The 18,547-nt window shown below is 43.5% G+C and carries 16 protein-coding genes; 10 read left to right on the top strand and 6 right to left on the bottom strand.

The annotated features are described in order from the left end of the window. Positions 1-157 precede the first annotated feature (157 nt). On the top strand, positions 158-1,339 hold the full coding sequence (gene cqsA / locus FKN08_RS17780; RefSeq protein WP_170892621.1) for an alpha-hydroxyketone-type quorum-sensing autoinducer synthase: 1,182 nt from the start codon (positions 158-160) through the stop codon (positions 1,337-1,339). A gap of 104 nt (positions 1,340-1,443) precedes the next feature. On the opposite strand, the gene FKN08_RS17775 is transcribed toward cqsA, so the two are convergent. Continuing rightward, entirely contained in the window at positions 1,444-3,489 is a 2,046-nt protein-coding gene (locus tag FKN08_RS17775) for a hybrid sensor histidine kinase/response regulator (RefSeq protein ID WP_074190596.1), read from the bottom strand. Positions 3,490-3,856: 367 nt separating this feature from the next. On the opposite strand from FKN08_RS17775, the gene FKN08_RS17770 reads away from it, so the two are divergent. Beyond that, complete coding sequence (locus tag FKN08_RS17770; RefSeq protein ID WP_170892620.1) at positions 3,857-4,474, top strand: HAD family phosphatase; 618 nt, start codon at positions 3,857-3,859, stop codon at positions 4,472-4,474. 87 nt (positions 4,475-4,561) lie between these two features. On the opposite strand, the gene FKN08_RS17765 is transcribed toward FKN08_RS17770, so the two are convergent. Beyond that, entirely contained in the window at positions 4,562-5,110 is a 549-nt protein-coding gene (locus FKN08_RS17765) for a GNAT family N-acetyltransferase (RefSeq protein WP_053808495.1), read from the bottom strand. Positions 5,111-5,382: 272 nt separating this feature from the next. On the opposite strand from FKN08_RS17765, the gene FKN08_RS17760 reads away from it, so the two are divergent. From FKN08_RS17760 to FKN08_RS17745, 4 genes are all read left to right on the top strand, one after another. After that, a complete protein-coding gene (locus FKN08_RS17760) occupies positions 5,383-6,507 on the top strand; it encodes a fatty acid desaturase (RefSeq protein ID WP_005398197.1) in 1,125 nt (374 codons plus the stop codon). 355 nt (positions 6,508-6,862) lie between these two features. Continuing rightward, a complete protein-coding gene (gene dcuC, locus FKN08_RS17755; RefSeq protein WP_170892619.1) occupies positions 6,863-8,230 on the top strand; it encodes an anaerobic C4-dicarboxylate transporter DcuC in 1,368 nt (455 codons plus the stop codon). A 226-nt stretch (positions 8,231-8,456) separates the two neighbouring features. Next, the gene (locus FKN08_RS17750) at positions 8,457-9,047 is read left to right on the top strand and encodes a LemA family protein (RefSeq protein WP_170892618.1); all 591 of its coding nucleotides are present in this window, start codon (positions 8,457-8,459) and stop codon (positions 9,045-9,047) included. Further along, positions 9,047-10,936, top strand: a complete 1,890-nt coding sequence (locus FKN08_RS17745; protein WP_170892617.1) for a M48 family metallopeptidase — start codon at positions 9,047-9,049, stop codon at positions 10,934-10,936. Before FKN08_RS17750 ends, FKN08_RS17745 begins: the two co-directional genes overlap by 1 nt. 68 nt (positions 10,937-11,004) lie before the next feature. Here FKN08_RS17745 and FKN08_RS17740 read toward each other — a convergent pair whose 3' ends face one another. Beyond that, positions 11,005-11,361, bottom strand: a complete 357-nt coding sequence (locus FKN08_RS17740; RefSeq protein WP_005398137.1) for a hypothetical protein — start codon at positions 11,359-11,361, stop codon at positions 11,005-11,007. A gap of 576 nt (positions 11,362-11,937) precedes the next feature. On the opposite strand from FKN08_RS17740, the gene FKN08_RS17735 reads away from it, so the two are divergent. From FKN08_RS17735 to FKN08_RS17720, 4 genes are all read left to right on the top strand, one after another. After that, on the top strand, positions 11,938-13,170 hold the full coding sequence (locus FKN08_RS17735) for an OFA family MFS transporter (protein ID WP_031780690.1): 1,233 nt from the start codon (positions 11,938-11,940) through the stop codon (positions 13,168-13,170). Positions 13,171-13,237: 67 nt separating this feature from the next. Continuing rightward, positions 13,238-14,851 (top strand): VRR-NUC domain-containing protein, encoded by a 1,614-nt coding sequence (locus FKN08_RS17730; RefSeq protein ID WP_170892616.1) that lies wholly within the window; start codon positions 13,238-13,240, stop codon positions 14,849-14,851. Between the two features lie 164 nt (positions 14,852-15,015). Continuing rightward, entirely contained in the window at positions 15,016-15,663 is a 648-nt protein-coding gene (locus FKN08_RS17725; RefSeq protein ID WP_161443330.1) for an AcfA family outer membrane beta-barrel protein, read from the top strand. Positions 15,664-15,678: 15 nt separating this feature from the next. Next, positions 15,679-16,014 carry a NirD/YgiW/YdeI family stress tolerance protein gene (locus FKN08_RS17720; protein ID WP_170892615.1) on the top strand — a complete coding sequence of 112 codons (336 nt, stop codon included), beginning with the start codon at positions 15,679-15,681 and terminating at the stop codon, positions 16,012-16,014. 77 nt (positions 16,015-16,091) lie between these two features. Here the strand turns inward: FKN08_RS17720 and yegS are convergent, their stop codons facing one another. From yegS to FKN08_RS17705, 3 genes are all read right to left on the bottom strand, one after another. Then, the gene (gene yegS / locus FKN08_RS17715) at positions 16,092-16,994 is read right to left on the bottom strand and encodes a lipid kinase YegS (RefSeq protein WP_006742800.1); all 903 of its coding nucleotides are present in this window, start codon (positions 16,992-16,994) and stop codon (positions 16,092-16,094) included. An 8-nt stretch (positions 16,995-17,002) separates the two neighbouring features. After that, the gene (locus FKN08_RS17710) at positions 17,003-17,908 is read right to left on the bottom strand and encodes a LysR family transcriptional regulator (protein WP_170892614.1); all 906 of its coding nucleotides are present in this window, start codon (positions 17,906-17,908) and stop codon (positions 17,003-17,005) included. 173 nt (positions 17,909-18,081) lie between these two features. Beyond that, positions 18,082-18,507: a bifunctional diaminohydroxyphosphoribosylaminopyrimidine deaminase/5-amino-6-(5-phosphoribosylamino)uracil reductase RibD gene (locus FKN08_RS17705; RefSeq protein ID WP_170892613.1), complete on the bottom strand. Its 426-nt coding sequence runs from the start codon at positions 18,505-18,507 to the stop codon at positions 18,082-18,084. Positions 18,508-18,547: the final 40 nt, after the last annotated feature.

Below are 18,547 nucleotides of genomic sequence, written 5' to 3'. Positions count from 1 at the left end.
GGGCCCCTATAGAGTTACAGCCACCATCCAACCCTCAAATGTCGAGTTTGCAAGGGTCTGCAAACTTATGCAACCTGGTTAGTGACACTCTCCCCAAAATCCGCAATATGAATAAGTGTCAGCGCTGGCGTTTTTCCATATGAAGAAGAGATTTATTATGAGTGAAACTATACAAAGCAAACCACTTCCTCCCTTTATTGAGGAACGCCTAGATTTTCATATTCAAGATCTAATTGAACCGAACGAGAACAAGAAACACCTTGTTCTTGGTAAACGTCCACCATGTAATGCCATTGTTATGCAAAGCAATGATTACCTTGCACTGTCTCATAACAAGGAGATTCAAAACGCGCATCGTGATGCGATTTCCCAGCACGATGACAACGTCGTGATGTCCGCGATTTTCTTACAAGATGATGAATCGAAACCTGCATTTGAAACGCAGCTAGCCAGTTTCGTTGGTATGCCTAGTTGTCTACTTTCTCAATCTGGTTGGGCTGCGAATGTCGGTTTATTGCAGACTATTTGTGCACCGAACATACCTGTGTATATCGACTTCTTTGCGCATATGTCTTTATGGGAAGGTGCACGTATCGCAGGAGCACAAATTCATCCGTTCATGCATAACAACACCAACCACTTACGAAAACAGGTTTCACGCCATGGTTCGGGAATTATTGTTGTGGATTCGGTTTACAGCACTATCGGAAACATTGCTCCTCTACGTGATATCTACGAAATAGCACAAGAGTTTGACTGCGGCTTAGTTGTGGATGAATCGCACTCGTTAGGTACGCACGGTCCGCAAGGCGCTGGGCTACTGCAAGAGCTGGATTTGACTCATATGGTGGATTTTGTAACCGTAAGTCTTGCAAAGACATTTGCTTATCGTGCTGGCGCAATTTTAGGTGCAGAAAAGCTGGCGAAGACGCTTCCATTTGTCGCGTATCCTGCCATTTTCAGCTCCACCGTGTTACCGCAAGAAATTATTCGGTTAGAAAAAACACTGGACGTCATAAAAAAAGCCGATGACAAGCGGGAGATTTTGTTTAAAAGAGCGAAGTCTCTAGCCGTTGGTTTAAAGCGTATTGGGTTTACTATTCGCAGTGAGTCGCAAATTATCGCGCTAGAATGTGGCAACGAAAGAAACACTGAGCGAGTTCGCGACTTTCTAGAAGAAAGGAATGTCTTTGGTGCAGTTTTCTGTCGCCCTGCAACAGGAAGAAACAAGAACATCATTCGTTTTTCTGTCAATGCGGACATGACTGCCGCCGAAGTCGATCACGTTCTTTCCGCCTGCCAAGAAGCGTTTGTTCATCCCGATCTAGAGTTTGTATAAGCTAGTGTGTAGGTAAAAATAAAGAGTTCAGCAGTTTTGCTGAGCTCTTTATTCGTATTCGTCGTTATGAGCAACTCGTCTCAAGATAACACAGTTTCGAGTGATTAAATCCAGTTTGCGATTTTGTCGAATAAGCGATTTTTATCCGCTGGTTTTACGATAAAGTCAGACATGCCAGAAGAGCCTATTTTGTCCAGCGTAACAGGTGAGCTATCCCCAGTATGCGCAATAATAGGTACCGACGCATAGTTTTTATCCGAGCTTCGAATTCGCCTTGAAGCTTCTACACCATCCATGATGGGCATCTCGATATCCATAAGAATGAGGTCAACGTTCTCTTGCTCTAATGTATCCAGTGCTTGCTGCCCGTCTTCTTTCTGAATCACTTCAAAGCCCTGCTTTTCGAGTAACATCGCGGTAAATTTTCGCAAAGATTCGTTATCATCCACGACCATAATTGTCCGCTTATTTGACGTATCCAAAGCCACTGAGGCCGTTGGTGTCGACACATAGCTTGAATCATACAAGAGACGGTCAATGGTTGGCTTAGTATTCAATAACCAGGCTTGAGTCTCGACCCAAATAGGCTCATATGCCGCTTTGCATGCTCTCTGTGTCGGGTGATGCTCAAAAAGATAAACGATACGAGCTTCCGTGAAGGACAAAAGAGATTCTAATCTATCTAATTGGTTTGCTCTTGCATCCAAGCTCTCAAGGTCGATAAAAATCAGGTCGAATTCGAACTCATACTCTTTCTTTTTGAGCACTTGATTAACATCTAAGATCGTTGATTCAAAACCCATAAAACGGCTAATGTCCGTCACTTTCGACACAAGAATATCTTGATTAGTCACCGTTAGGATGGTTTTGAGTTTGGTCAAATCGTTTTTAATTTCAGTCACGATATCAGATGTGATCGGCGGGAAAGTTAACGTGAACTGAGACCACTCACCTAGCTGAGACTGGCATTCAATGTTACCTCCAAAAGAGCGCATCACTTTTTTACAAAATGGCAAACCCAAACCATAGCTGCCTGACTTACCAGTTGTGTAAAAGTCCTGAAATATATTACGTAGGACATCAGGAGCAATGCCTGCACCATTATCAGTAACAACGATTTGGTTTGAGTGCTCCGTACTCGTCATGGAGACATGTATGTGGAAATCTTCAGATGTGCGGTGATGGAAGGCGTTCTTGAAAAGGTTATACATAACGTATTTAAGTAAGGTATCGCTACCAAGAAAATCAAACTCACTTCTCGCATCTAGGGATATAGCAAAACGATCCGTCGCACGCTTATAACTAAAGCTTTCAATCGCTTTTTCAACCACTGAGTGAGCAGAATGCTTTTGGAAACTGGATCGCGAGACACGGTTTTCGTCTATCGATGTCAGAAGTAAATCTATCGTCTCGTTGCCCGACTGGATGATGTTCATCGCATCCTCACTAACTTCGCGCAGCAGGGTGACATCCTCTCCGCTCATCAGATATTGGTCTTTCTCGGCTTCTTTTTTATTGGGTAAGACTGATTGGATAACATCGATTGACGTGCAAAGGCCACTTAAAGGGTTACGCATTTCATGCGCAATTCCGGCCCCGAATGACTTGGCCAACGACACTTTCGCTTCGTGCTCTACTTGGTTCCGAAAGTAGAATAAATTGCCAAATACATAAATAAAGAGAAAGATTGGCACATGCGTCCAGTCCATTGTTAAATCGAGATGAAACCCTTTCGCCACCCAAGCAAAGAACGTCGCTAAACCTATTCCGGCAAAAGTTTGAGCGAACATAACTCTTGTGACATGAACCAATAGAATGTGCAAGAAAATCGCGGACATAAAGGACATGACCCAAACATTGGACCAGTCATTCATCAGTAACATATAGAAAAAGAAAAACGGTAAGCAAATCGTTATCGTCACTTGGTAGTAAATATGGATATATTTTCGCCACGTTGACGACAGGCGATTTCTAAAAATGATGCCAAAGAACAATAGTGAACAAAACAATCTGAGCGGCAAGTTTTCATAAGCCTGCGGGAAAACAAAATCCCAAACAAAGTAGTACAGCGGAAAGCCAAGAAACCCCATCCAACCAACGAGAGTCAGGTTGGGTTCTGCATATTGATAAACCTTACGTATCGAGTCCATATTATCTATTTTGCCTACTCCGCCTGACGTCCCAATAGTGTGATTTGCATTCATTCTTATCGTTTTATTATTAAGTAATTATATATTACTTAACGCTTATAAGCAGCGCGAAATGGCGCAAATATTTCGCGACGCTTGTCTTTAATTTCAATCTTTTAAGATAGCGACACTTGATTTACAACCAAATAAATGAAGTTGCATATAGTTTAGTGTAATTTTGCGATAATCGCGTTGTATCCTCAGGGATGTTAATCTCATATACGTTCGAGATATTTAAACAGCGCCTTTGGCTCGAACTTCCAAAGATTTAACGACAGCACTCACTGTGGATGTAACGCGGTGATGAACAATTGGCTTGGGGTGTGTTATGGAACCTTTACAAATAAAAAACGTAATTTTTGATGTGGGAAATGTATTAGTACGCTGGTCTCCGGTAGAGATTGTTCGCTTAACATTTGGTCACTCAGTAGAAGCGGAAAAAATGGCCCAGTTGCTGTTTTCATCACAAATCTGGAGAGATTTAAACAAAGGAATCATTTCCGGAAAGGAAGCCAAACTGTGCTATCAACGTGAGCACAAAGTGACAGCGGAAGAAATGGACCGCTTTTTTTACTACGTAAAACATACACAAATATTACTTTACGGCAGTGTCGAACTGCTAAAAAGAGTAAAAAGTGCAGGATATCGCGTTTATGCGCTCACAGACAACGTTAACGAAATTGTTGAGCATCTTCGTGCTACCTATGAATTCTGGCCGCTGTTTGACGGTGCAATCATCTCTTCTGAAGTGCAGTTACTAAAGCCACAAGCTGAGATCTACCAAGCCCTACTTTCAACATATCAGCTTCAGGCCGAGGAAACGGTATTTCTTGATGATATGCCATACAACGTCGAAGGAGCCCGAACGGTAGGCATGGCTGCCATTCAATTTGAAAATGCTCAGCAATGCGAGTCAGAGCTAAAAGCCATGGGGCTTTGCTTTTGAGTCGCCCACTGAAACACAATACTTTAGGTACAGGCACAAAAAAGAGCAGCGTTGATGCTGCTCTTATTGTTAAGCTAAAACGTCAGACTAGGAGTAAATAACGTTTTCTTCTATCCCACTGACTAGTGACTGAGCATTCTTCCAACGGAATACCTTCTCCAATACTTCTGTTCCACCAGGCGCACGCCAAGTTCGCTCTTGACATTCTTGACCTCCAATATGGCGGTAGAATTCAATTGCAGAAATGTTTTGCGATACGACTTCTAGATAAAGACCAGTGTCTTTAAAGTACTGTTGCTGCCATTCTGCGACAGCAAGTAATAGCTGCTTGCCAATACCACGACCACGGTAGCTGTCATCAACATGCAGTGCGTCAATAAAGGTTCCACGCTCGAAATCATGGTTGCCAAACACACAAACGAAGCCGAGCAACAAACCACCCTCTTCCGCCAAGACAATGTGCTGGTTGAATGGTGGGTTGGTCAGACGGGTTTGCCAGATCAGTAGTTTGTCGTCAATCGCCTCTTTATCAAGATAGTTATCATTAAGAATGCCACGGTAATGACGCTTCCAACTATCCGCATGAAGATGCGCAATGCGCTCGTAGTCCTTATATTCCGCTAATCGTAAATCCATTACGTATTCCTATTTTCTTACATTTTTTACTTCTTTATAGAGTCTCGGCATATTCCACCTTTATAACACTTGTTTCTTGGCAGATTTTATACACCTTAAGCCAGAGCTCATTTTTTAATACTACTCATTATTCAATTAAAAGCAAAATATCCCATCAAGTTCCTTAATGTACATCCAAAGGAACAGTCACATTTGTCTAACTTTAATTTGACTTACACGTGTACGCTGATATTCTGGCGAACAGTTGTTAGCTCAAAGTTAGGAATACACCTGTGACTCAAAACAAACCACCCATTATCTGGTTGAATACATTGATATTTTCTTCCAGTTTTGTTCTGACTTTTATTGTAATGCCTTGGTATGCATATCATTTTGGACTGGGTTGGGAGCATCTAGTTTGGGGAGTGATGGCATTCAGTTTTACGAATCTTTCTATTACAGCAGGCTATCACCGACTCTGGAGCCACAAAACATACGAAGCTCATCCAATTTTACGTGCTATTTTTGCGATTGGAGGAGCATTTTCTTTGCAAAATAGTGCATTACACTGGTCTTCTGATCATCGTGTACACCACAAGCATGTCGACAATAACGACAAAGATCCTTACTCAGCGAAGCGTGGCTTTTGGTATTCTCATATTGGTTGGATGTTACGCGACTACAACAAATCGCAGGAAAACGAATACACCAACTGCCGCGATTTAAAGCGTGACAAAATCGTCATGTGGCAACATAAGTACTATGTTCCACTTGCTCTACTCACCAATATTGGCTTTCCGGTCGCTCTTGGTATTATCTACGGCGATATTTGGGGTATGTTATTAGTAGTTGGTGCCGCTCGACTCTTTATGAGCCACCACACGACCTTTTTCATTAACTCACTTGCGCATGTTTGGGGAAAACAGACTTTCACGGACAAAAACACCGCTCGCGACAACGGCGTGTTAGCCTTTTTTACATTTGGTGAGGGCTACCATAATTTCCATCATATCTTCGAGAATGACTATCGTAATGGTGTGTATTGGTGGCATTACGACCCAACCAAGTGGTTGATTAAGTCATGCTCTTGGCTAGGACTGACATCTAAATTACGCACAACGCCAACATTTAGAATAGAAAAAGCTCGCGCAACTCAACTCTTGAAGAAAGCAAAAGAAAAACTGGGAGCAAAACCGAATACGCAAACGATTCTTGATCAGTTACAACACGAGTTTGATGCGCTAGTTCATCACATGCAGGAATATTATGAGATGCGCAAGGAAGTACTCGGTGCAAAAACAGCCAGTGTGGTAAAAAAATACGAGTGCTCTGTGACAAAGATAAAGTATCAGCAAATCAAAGCGGAGTTCGAGCGGCAACAACGCAGTTGGAACCTAATGGTGCGCCGATACGCTTAACTTAACCCATCCTTACGATTTAGCTTCGCTTCGGCGAAGCTTTTTTGTTGCAAGGATTATTACCCTCTCCCAACTCACTGAGTTGTTTCTTTTTCTCATTTTGAATCAATTCCCTCACTAGTTATTCAAATTTCTGGTCATATTTTCCTTCCTGCAAACAGCTTCAAACCAGCACATAACACTTAGAAAACCAAATTCCAACAATACAATCTAACGAAATTAATTATTAAATTATTATTTGTCTCAGATCATGCAAGCCCCATATTTGTCTCGTGCCACAGTTAAGAATTCTGTAAATTCCTTGTCATAAACTGAAACAGTTTCTTTCTTTTTTTCATAACATTCGGAGATCCCTATGTTAGAGCTCTTAATTGGCTTAGTTGTTACCATTGCTGTGGGTTACTTTATCGTCAAAGGCTATAAAGCAGCGGGCGTGTTACTGACGGCTGGTATTGCTTTACTTCTTATGACTGGCGTATTGGGGCATGACGTGCTGCCCTCAAAAATCACCTCAACCGGTAACATGGTGACAGACGCGCTAGAATACGTGAAATACATGCTACAATACCGCGGCGGCGGCCTTGGTATGCAAATCATGTTGCTATGTGGCTTCGCTTCCTATATGACTCACATCGGCGCGAATAACGTTGTAGTGAAACAGTTCTCTAAACCGCTTTCTGTTATCAAGTCTCCTTATGTCCTTTTGGTAGCGGCTTACATTGTGGCGTGTTTGATGTCTCTTGCGGTAAGTTCTGCAACTGGCCTTGGCGTACTATTAATGGCGACATTGTTCCCAATGATGGTCGCGATGGGGATCTCTCGTCCAGCAGCGGTTGCAGTTTGTGCCTCTCCTGCGGCAATCATTCTTTCTCCAACCTCTGGTGATGTGGTGATCGCCGCCGAAAAATCTGGCTTGGCGCTTGATGTGTTTGCGGTACAAACAGTGTTGCCTGTTTCTATTTGCGCAATCATCGTGATGGCTGCCGCGGCTTTCCTCTGGAACAAATACTTAGATAAGAAAGAAAATACGCCAATGGAAAAAATTGACGTATCAGAGATCAAAGCCGATGCTCCAGCGTTTTATGCGGCACTGCCATTTCTACCTATCATCGGCGTGTTCCTATTCAACGGTCGTACCATTCCAGGACTTAGCCTAGACATTTACACTATTGTGGTCGGTTCGATTTTCCTTGGCGCTCTGATCCATTACGTTGTAAATAAGTTTGATGGTAAGAAATCACTGGAAGATTTAGATTCTTGTTACGCTGGCATGGCTGACGCGTTCAAAGGCGTTGTGATGCTTTTGGTTGCAGCGGGGGTTTTTGCGCAAGGTCTAATGTCTATCGGCGCTATCGATAACCTACTTCACCTTGCAGACAATGCAGGTGCAGGCGGTGTTGCTTTAATGCTTATCCTTACTGCATTGACAGTTGCAGCAGCGATTGCAACGGGGTCTGGTAACGCGCCTTTCTATGCATTTGTAGAGTTGGCACCATCTTTGGCTGCAAAAATGGGACTAAACCCAGCGTTCCTAATTATCCCGATGCTTCAAGCATCAAACCTAGGTCGTACTATCTCACCAGTGTCTGGCGTAATCGTTGCGACATCCGGTATGGCGGACATCAGCCCGTTTGAGGTTGTAAAACGTACATCTGTTCCGGTTCTTGCAGGTCTTATCACAGTTATTATTGGCACTATGGTACTTGTTCCAATGAGTGCCTAACGGCATCGCCAATATTGCTTATCGACAAGGCCCGGCTTCTAGCTGGGCCTATTTCTTTCATCTCTCCAGTGCCATTATTCTTTCTGTATTGCTTTGTAAATGCATTTTAATTGTTACTCAACTCGTGACATATTTCTCGGTTATTACATCGCTTCTTCAGAAGCATTTGCTTAATATCTCAACAGTTTATATAAGAACTGAATACATTAAGAAAATGGGATTTATTATGACTGCATTTATTGTCTTTATCGTTATTGTCCTGCTCATTGTGGTGTACGCCGTCAGTATCTACAACAAGCTCGTTACTCTACAAAACCGTTTCAAAAACAGCTTCGCTCAAATAGAAGTTCAATTAAAACGTCGATACGATTTGATTCCGAACTTAGTTAATACTGCAAAAGGCTATATGGAACACGAAAAAGAAACATTTGAACGTGTCATCCAAGCTCGTAATCAAGCAATTGCTGGCCTGAAAGCAGCCAGTGACGCGCCTGGTAGTGATGCGGCAATTAGCCAACTAAACCAAGCGGAAAGCATGCTGCAAAGTGCGTTGGGCAAACTTAATGTTGTAGTGGAAGCCTACCCTGAGCTTAAAGCAAATGAAACCATGAGTCAGCTTCAAGAAGAATTAACCAGCACTGAAAACAAAGTTGCGTTTGCTCGCCAAGCATTTAATGATGCGGTAACCAGCTACAACACATACAAACAAACGTTCCCGCCCGTGTTGTTTTCCAACGCATTCGGATTCCAAGATGGCAAACTGTTAGAGTTTTCTGACAGTGCTGAAATACAAGCTGCCCCGAAGGTTGAGTTCTAATGGATTTCTTTGACCATCAAGATACCGCGCGTCAACGCACTGGGCTTTTGGTGTTCCTGTTTTCCTTAGCAGTTGTCACCATCACTGGTTTGGTAAGCGTATTATCGATTGGTATCTATTACGGAGTAACAGGCGAACACTTTGATCAAGAAACCGCACTTACCTACGTCTTGTTGTGCTTTGCTGGCGTATTGCTGGTTGTTACGATAAGTTCAATGGTTCGCTTATCCGCCCTCACCTCCAATGGAGGCCGAGGGGTTGCTGAGAGCATAGGTGGCAAGCTGATTTCCTCAAACACCTTAGATGCAAAACATAGACAACTGCTCAACGTTGTGGAGGAGATGGCAATTGCATCTGGCATTCCGGTTCCTCCCGTCTATGTGATGCAGGAAGAGCGCGGTATCAATGCTTTCGCAGCAGGCATGAGCATTGATGATGCCGTCATCGGCGTCACACAAGGCGCACTGGATAGCTTCACGCGAGATGAACTACAAGGTGTCATTGCTCATGAATTCAGCCATATCTTAAACGGAGATATGCGTTTGAATACGCGTCTTATCGGCGTACTGTTTGGCATCACTTGCATTGCACATTTTGGACACTTGGTCTTAGATAACACTCATCATACGAGTCGCGTATCAAGAAGTTCTTCCGATTCCGATAAAGGCTTTGCGGTTATCATGCTGATTGCGATTATCTGTTTGGTTCTGGGCTGGATTGGCACCTTGTTTGGCTCGATGATCAAAGCCGCAATCTCTCGTCAACGTGAATTTCTCGCTGATGCCAGTGCCGTTCAATTTACTCGAAACGATCAAGGCATTGCTGGTGCACTCAAGAAAATTGGTAGCCATATGGCGGGTTCTTCATTGAATACAAAAGCAAGCGATGAGATGAGCCATATGATGTTTGGTCAAAGCAAACTCTCCGGCTTTTCTGGCCTATTTGCGACTCACCCTCCACTAGAAGAACGGATTCGCCGAATTGAACCTGGTTGGGATGGAAGTTTTTCTCAAAGTTCGCATCGTCCAACGACAAGCTTTGAGAATGATAACGTTAGTGGATTCACATCAGGGACATCGACACAACCGGAGAAACCAGCCACCGCAGAACTCAGCGAAGTAGGTCAACAACTACTTAACCAACTTCCTTCCGAACTTGTCGACATCGCTCGTGAACCGTACAGTGCGCGCTTTATTGCTTTTGCCTTGATATTTGATGGCAGTGAACTCCAGCGAGAGATGATAAAAAGTCATATCCCAAATGTGTCTCAAGCACAATTATTACCATGGCTGGATTATGATTTGCCTCTTCATCTACGCTTTCCATTACTCGAACTCTCCATCCCTGCCTTGAAATCGCTGAGTGAGGGTCAGAAAAACAGACTGTGCCAGGTGCTACGTGAACTCTCTCAAACTGATGATCACTACTCACTCGCAGAATGGTGTGTCATCAACTTATTGGAGAAGCAACTACTCGAATCGTATGGATGTACAAAACAGATCCAATCTTTAAAGCAATTAAAAGAGAGTGTGTTTTGGCTACTGCGCGAATTGGCTTGGGTTAGTCACTCTCAACCGGAAGACGCTCAACGTGCATTTAGCAGCGCCCTAACCTGTTTGGGCTTTAATGATGCAGAGTTACAACCCGCAAATAAGAACTGGGGCCTAAATCGCGCCGCTTTAGAGCTCCTACTGCAGCTCAAACCGAAAAGTCGTCGCTTGTTCGTAAAAGCGTGTCGATTAGCGATTGAATCGGATGGAAAGGTTACCGTTGCGGAAGGAGAACTCTATAGAGTAATCGCCTGCTTCTTAGAAGTTCCAGAGCCGCCACTAACCGTATCAGTAAATACAGGACAAACCCTACAGAGCCAAACACAACAAGCTAACTGACTTAGCTTTAAACAAAAACGCCAGCAAAAGTGCTGGCGTTTTTTCATTATGTGTTCTTATTTGACGATTTACGCTGACTTAAATCGATCAGGGATCTTAGTGATACTCTCTCGATAACTAAACCATAAGTAGGTCACGGCGAGAGAGAAGAATAAATACGAAAGTGCGAATACGATTGGAGATGTAATTAATTCAGCCGACATTCCCCACATCACACCAACAACCGTTATCGTCAACTTAGAAAGCATGCCGCAAATTAGTAAGAATAAAGCAAGCTGTGGAAAGCGCGAGCTACGGAATGCAAAGAAATAACAGCTCCCTACCGCTAGAGAAGCAATAGATAGACCCAACATAAATGAATGGATGTGGTCTGCAGATGCGACACCAGCAGATACCGAAGCCATGAGTAATAGGAACAGTTTCATAAGTCACCTCACAACAAGTCTAAAAAAGCATCCCTTCATAAATGAAATCTCATTTTTCGCTATATTCTGCTCCTATAATCTGCAATTACAAGTGACTTTTTGTTCACTTAATGCACAAAAAACCTAATCAGCTCTAGTTATTACAAAAGGTTAACAATTTAAATTTAAGAAACCCTTTACATCCAATACTTACGGCGATAAGACGATATTTCAGTCATTTTTGTTACAGGGAGTTAACACGGTAATATTTTGAAATTTTTTATATGAAATGTGAGCTGTGCACCCAACTGCGCACTGAATTCTCTGTTTTGACTAGTCCCTCGTTCCTAACAACAAAAATCATCACTTTTTGATAACACTCCAACCACATACAAAACCATGAATTCACATCCGCTTTTAATGTTTCAAATTATTTTATCAGTAACGGCAAAAAGAGATTCCAATCACATATTTATTGGTTATAATCCGCGCTCATTGCGTTAATCGTTGAAAAACGCAAACTAATTTTGAGAAAAAACATCTTTAAACCAACCCTCTTTGCGGCATTGCCAACAAGAGGAAAAACTGAGAATAAAAATGAGCAAGATTGATAAAGCTATGCGCATCCTGTTAGCAGGGTTCTGTATCAACCTTTGTCTTGGCATCCTGTATGCTTGGAGTGTATTCAACAAGGCACTGGTAACTGAATCAGGCTGGAGTGCTGCAGAAGCTTCTGCACCTTATGCAACTGCAACCATCACTTTCTCTATCTGTCTTCTTGTTGCAGGTATTCTTCAAGACCGCATGGGTCCGCGTATGATCCTTATCCTAGGTACTGTTCTTACAGGTCTAGGCATGATCGCATCTGGCTTTGTTGACACTCCACTCATGCTGAACATTACCTTCGGTGTGATCACAGGTGCAGGTATCGGTTTTGGCTACGCATGCCTATCACCTTCTGCAATGAAATGGTTCCACGCTTCGAAGAAAGGCATGGTTAACGGCATTATTGCGGCTGGTTTCGGTCTAGCGGCTATCTACCTAGCACCAGTAACATCATCATTGATCGACAGCATGGGCATTCAAACGAGCTTTATGGTTCTTGGTGTTGGTATCCTGGCAATTGCAGTTCCTCTTGCAGCAACCATCAATAACCCACCAGCAGACTACACACCTGCAGAGCCTAAAGTAAAAGAAGGTCAAGCACCTAAAGCGGTTAAAAAGTCAGATGACCTAACTTGGAAAGCAATGCTGAAGACGCCACAGTTCTACTCTCTATGGATCATGTACGCATTCGCAGCTTCTGTTGGTCTAATGATCATCGGTAACATCACGACCATCGCAAGCGTTCAAGCAAACTTACCAAACGCCGTTTACCTAGCGTCTATTCTTGCTGTATTTAACTCAGGCGGCCGTGTTGCTGCGGGTATGCTTGCAGATAAAATCGGCGGTGTTCGTACGCTTCTACTTGCGTTCGTCTTACAAGGTGTAAACATGGTGTTGTTCGCAACGTTCGACTCTGAGTTCACTCTGATCATTGGTACTGCGATCGCAGCGGTAGGTTACGGTACACTTCTAGCGGTATTCCCTACTCTAACGGCCGAGTTCTACGGTTTGAAAAACTACGGAACTAACTACGGCGTGCTTTACACTGCATGGGGTATCGGTGGTGCAATCGGCGCAGCAGTTGTTGGCTTCTCTATGACGAACGGCGAAGGCTACACCTTGGCTTACACTATTTCTTCAGCAATGATGGCAGTATGTATCGTACTTGCGTTCATCACTAAGCCACTGTCTGAAGCGAAGGTAGCGCAGCTAAAAAACGCATAATTGCGAATTGATTTGATAGCGAAAAGGCTTAACCTATGGGTTAAGCCTTTTTTGTTATCGGTCGTTTATGGAAAGCCCTATCGAACTTGCACCAGACTACTATCTAGAAAACTTCTTTAAGCTGACTCACCACGCAGTAACCTGGTACAGCGATTTACTGGCTGAGGAAGAACACGCTTGGCTTTGCTCGTTTGATTCCTTGAGCAAACACGCCCAGTGCCTGTTAGTGCGTTTATACAGCCGAAAAGGGTGTTGGTTTCGAAGTGATAAGCTGAGTTATCAAGAAATACCTTCAATCAATGAAGCACTGGCAGAATTGAGTCAACATGAGTTTGTGGCCCTTTCCCCCACACTCTCTCATCAAGAGTTAGCGTCTAACTTACTGACGAAACCGGAGATCTCTGCACTTTACCCAGAGCTACCGAAGTCATTAAAGAAAGATGCCCTTGTAGAGCGTTTAAGCAACACGGAATTTGATCGTTTTGAGCAGCTTGAGTTTACGATCATCAAACTCAATTCAGCTCACATGATCGACGTATTACTCACTCTGTTTTTCGCCAACACCCATCAAGACTTAAGTCAGTTTGTGCTTGATGACTTAGGTCTACATCAGTTCGAGCAATACCAATTGAGTAAAGTGCGCCGTTTCTTTGATTCACGTGAGCAAATAGACCGCTTAATTGAACTGAGCCAACTGAGCAACCTGTACTGGCAATTTGATCGAAAAGACAAAGCGAACCTCGACTTATTAATTGAGGCAATGCCTCAGCCTGTTAATCACCATTACGTAGATCGTAAACGTGAGCACATGTTGAATGACATAGCACGTGATTACGAACGGCTTAATGATCTAGAGACCGCCCTATCTCTATTTAGCCAAACTCAGCTCGCTCCGAGCCGAGAACGACGTGCACGTATCTATGACAAACTAAACCAAGATGATTTATTTAGTGACATTGTCACAGAGATACTGCAGTCGCCAATTGATGTGTCTGAGCTCGAAGTCGCACAAAAACTTGAGCAACGGTTGAAACGAAAACAAGGCGCGAAAGTACCAAGAGTAGCGAAGCCACTCTGCTCCGAATACCATATTGAACTGGATTTATCTCAACAACGAGTCGAGCTTGCCAGTAAAGCGTATTTTGAGTCCTTAGGCTGGAATGTGTTTTACGCTGAAAATGCGTTGCTCAACTCGCTATTGGGGCTAACATTCTGGGATGCGATTTTTGCTCCTATTGAAGGGGCATTCATTAACGCTTATCAACACCGTCCTTTAGATTTATATCACTCAGATTATGTTACCAAGCGCCAAGCTTTGATAGACACCGCTTTTGCCGAACTAGAAGCGGGCAACACCCAGACGTTATTGACAAAATACGATGAGAAGTTTGGCATTAGTAATCCATTTGTACATTGGAATTTAATAAGTAAAGAGCTACTCGAAACAGCGCTCAACACCATCCCAACCAATATGCTGATGGCGCTGTTCAAAATACAATTGAGCGACCTTAAGCTTTACCTTAATGGGATGCCGGATCTCATTGCTTTTAAAGAAAATGAGTTCGAATGGATTGAAGTGAAAGGCCCTGGCGATAAAATCCAGGATAACCAATGGCGTTGGATCAAAGAGTTTACTCGCCTTAATGTCCCGTTTGCGGTGTGTTACGTCGCAGCAACTTAACTTACTCTATATAAAGAGCTTGGTGTTTGTTCACTCAAACCGCCCCTCGTTATCTCCCCTTGCTCTTTTTTCTAAACATTTTTTCGTTTCTTCACGATCGCTTCACGCTTCTTCACACAAAATGCGCTTCTACTCACTAAGTTGATTTGAAGAGGCAAAATAAAATGAACAAAACACTTCTTGCGTTACTTGTTACCTGCTCAGTTTCGGTATCTGCGGCTCCTTATGTAGGTCTGGAATATGGACTAGGCACCACTGACCATGATTTGGAACCTCACTTTTCAACTGACAACGTAACACTCAACCCTGAGCTTGAAGACGGTATTTTCTCAGGTTTTGTCGGTTACGCGTTCAATGACAACTGGGCGCTAGAGTTGGGCTACAGCCAATTTGACCTTGATGATAATCGTTCAAAGAACCTTGGTATCAAACAAATTGATGGCAAAGATTACCATCATGAAATGGATTGGGATGCGTCAATCAAAGCCAAGCAAGTGTCGCTGTCTCCAGTGTTTAGTTATGCATTAAATGACAAATGGACAACAAAATTCAAAGCGGGTCTAACGTACACGCAATACGACACCAAAGTTTCGAAACATCAAGAATACGAGCTTGTCGCGAACGACGATGTGGAAATGAACAACACGCTTTTCCACAACACAGAGAAAAACAACGAGCTAGGCGCAATGTTCTCAGTGGGTGCGGAATACAGAATTTTCCCGCAGCTCACCATAGGTGCAAACGCAAAATATCAACTAGACCGATACGCGAACACTGCATCCTTTAACGTAGGCACAACTTACTACTTCTAATTTAAGGGGACGATAATGAAAAAAATGATTTTAGCATCCATGTTTGCCCTACTTTCAAGCTCAGCTTTCGCCGCGTTTAATGGTCCAGAAATAGGCGTAATTAATTCGGTGAAAGAGGCGCACAACGCAACCGACGACAGCGCAGTCATGTTAACCGGGCACATTGTTCAATCTCTTGGTAACGAGACTTACTTGTTCAAAGATGAGACTGGTGAAATCGAAGTGGAAATCGACAATGAAGATTGGATGGGGCTAGACGTTAGTCCAAACGATAAAGTGACGATTCGAGGCGAAGTTGACTCAGAGTGGACAACCACGCAGATTGACTTAGAGACCATTCAAAAGCTTTAATTCGCCTGACACCTCAACACAAACAACACAGCCACATATTGGAGGCTGTGTTGTTTATGACCCGTGAAACTACTCGTTTAGCTGACCAAGCAAGGACAATCTTGCGGCAAGACTAATCGTATACTCTTAGGCTGAACATCAAACCGTATTGTTCTCGAATGATATGGTTCGCCATCTAAATTGAGCGGAAGTGGGTTTGGAAAGTCTATCTCCAACCAGCTTGCTCTTGTGTGTTTTACAAACTCACCTTTCTCGCTAGGATTATTGATCTCTTCGATAACTTTTGGCAGCTCATGAGGCAAGAATGGACGCACCAATGTTAGATCCATCAAGCCATCATTAATCATCGCCTTCGACGCTAACTCTTGCCCACCTCCAGCTAAGCGACCATTGCAGAAAGCGCCAAGCAACATTTCTCCCTGATAAGCCCCGCCTTCAATTGTTATTGTTCCGTCATAAGGTTTAAAGCCGAGCGCTTTTACAACACCAGTTAGTGTATAAGCGCCGCCACCAAGAAAGTTTTTAAGTTCAACAGGCGTTTCTGCCGTAACTTCTGCGCCAAACCCAGCTGTTGCCACGTTAATAAAGTAGCGATCGTTAGCCTTGACACAATCGACCAAAGCAGACTGCCCTTCTACGGCGAGAGATAAAGACGCCTTGATAGAAGCTGGCACTTGAATCGCGGTGGCAAAATCATTTGCGGTACCAAGAGGGATAATGGCTAACTCAGGGCGTTTTTCTTCTTCAATTTGGATAATCGCAGAAGCCGCCTCATTGACGGTCCCATCGCCACCAGCGACAACAATACGTTCAATCCCTTCATCAACCGCTTCTTTCACCAAGCGCGGCATGTCTTGAGATTCCCAAGTCACTCGCACTTGCACATCGACGCCCTTGTCTCTCATTTTCATGATTGCATCTCTTAACTCTGGGTTCCCAGCTTTTTTGCCGTTAAGGATGGCACGTATTGTCTTCTTCATTGCACTTCCTATTGGTTGATGACTTTCCCTGCTTGTTTAATCTGTGATCGCAACCATTGATGGGCACTGTCGTTTGTCCGACTAGGATGCCATATTGTGCAGAGCTCATAGGTTTGTTCATCAAATGGCATAGATAAAGATTTAACATGATAGGTGTTGCTGAACAAGTTGATCATCGACTCGGGCATTAAACCAATATATTCACTACCGCAGATAACAGGTAGCATTTCCAACACGCCAGAAGCTCGATACTTTATCTTTCTTTTGTCCAAGTCGACAATATCATCGGCGTTTAACAAGCTCTTACGACTCTGCCACTGCGAAACCACCACATGTTCTTCTTCAAAAAATTGTTCAGCCGTAATCTCGCCCTTTAAGCGTGGGTGCTCCTCGCTACACACCACCACCAAGCGCTCAGTAAGCACAGTTTCAACTTTTAAAACCGTTCGTGCTCTTGGCGCGATATCAATGATCAAGTCGTAACGTTGCAAACGTAGATCGCTTTCATAATCTTCTGTAAAGAGTGGATGAACCTCTAAAGCAATATGTGGTGCCAACTCACGGATCTGTTTCATGACTTGAGGGAGCAACTCAAAACTTGCAACAGAGACACAAGCAATGGAAAACACTCGATTCGACACTTTAGGGTCAAATTCGCTAGAAGCCGCCAGAGTTGAAGTAAAGTTTTGCACCGAAGTAAGCAGCGCAGGGTAAATATCCATAGCAAAAGAGGTAGGTTCTACCCCCTTGGTACAGCGATGAAATAAAGGTTCGTCATAAATATCACGAAGGCGTGCCAACGCTTTGCTGACTGCGGGCTGCGTGATACTGAGACGTGCTGCCGCTTTAGATAAGTTCCCCTCTTCATAAATGGCAATAAAGATGGGGATGAGATTAAGATCGGTCGGTTTCATGCTATTAAATTTTTCGAAAATCACTTTTTCTATTTTAATCTAACAGCATGATAGTTAACGTAGCCAAGTACAAGAAATGGGCGGTACGACCTGTTTTAATGAGTTTTAACTCAATTTTGACGTACTCCACTCACCGCGTAAGTGAGTAGCTAACGTGCAAGCCAATACTTACATTAAGATTTGCCTAAATATGGGGTAAGAAACTCGCTGACTTCCTCGCCGCATAAACCAATTTCTACCTCAATACCGGCTTGTTTTAGAATCTCGATACCTCGACCACTGTTGCGCGGATCTGGATCCAACATGGCTACGACGACTTTGCCAATACCGGATTTTACTAATGTCACCGCGCAAGCTGGCGTGCGACCTACAAACGAACACGGTTCGAGCGTAACGTATGCCGTCACCGCTTCTAACGAGCCTTGATATGCATTCAGCGCTTCTACTTCCGCGTGGTTGCCACCAATAGCTTGAGTATGACCTTCTGAAACGATTTGATTGTCTTTCACTAACACGCAGCCAACCGGCGGGTTGGGTTGACATTCAGGAAGCGCATTTTTGGACAATTCCAATGCGCGGCGCATAAACTCTTGGCTCATTTGAACTCTATTCTCTAATAAAAACGAGGCGCTATATTAG

The organism is Vibrio sp. 1-2 (7-a), from assembly GCF_013048515.1.
Classification (GTDB): Bacteria; Pseudomonadota; Gammaproteobacteria; order Enterobacterales; family Vibrionaceae; genus Vibrio; species Vibrio diabolicus.
The sequence above is the reverse complement of the archived record's forward strand: the minus strand, read 5'-3'. Positions and strand labels throughout refer to the sequence as shown.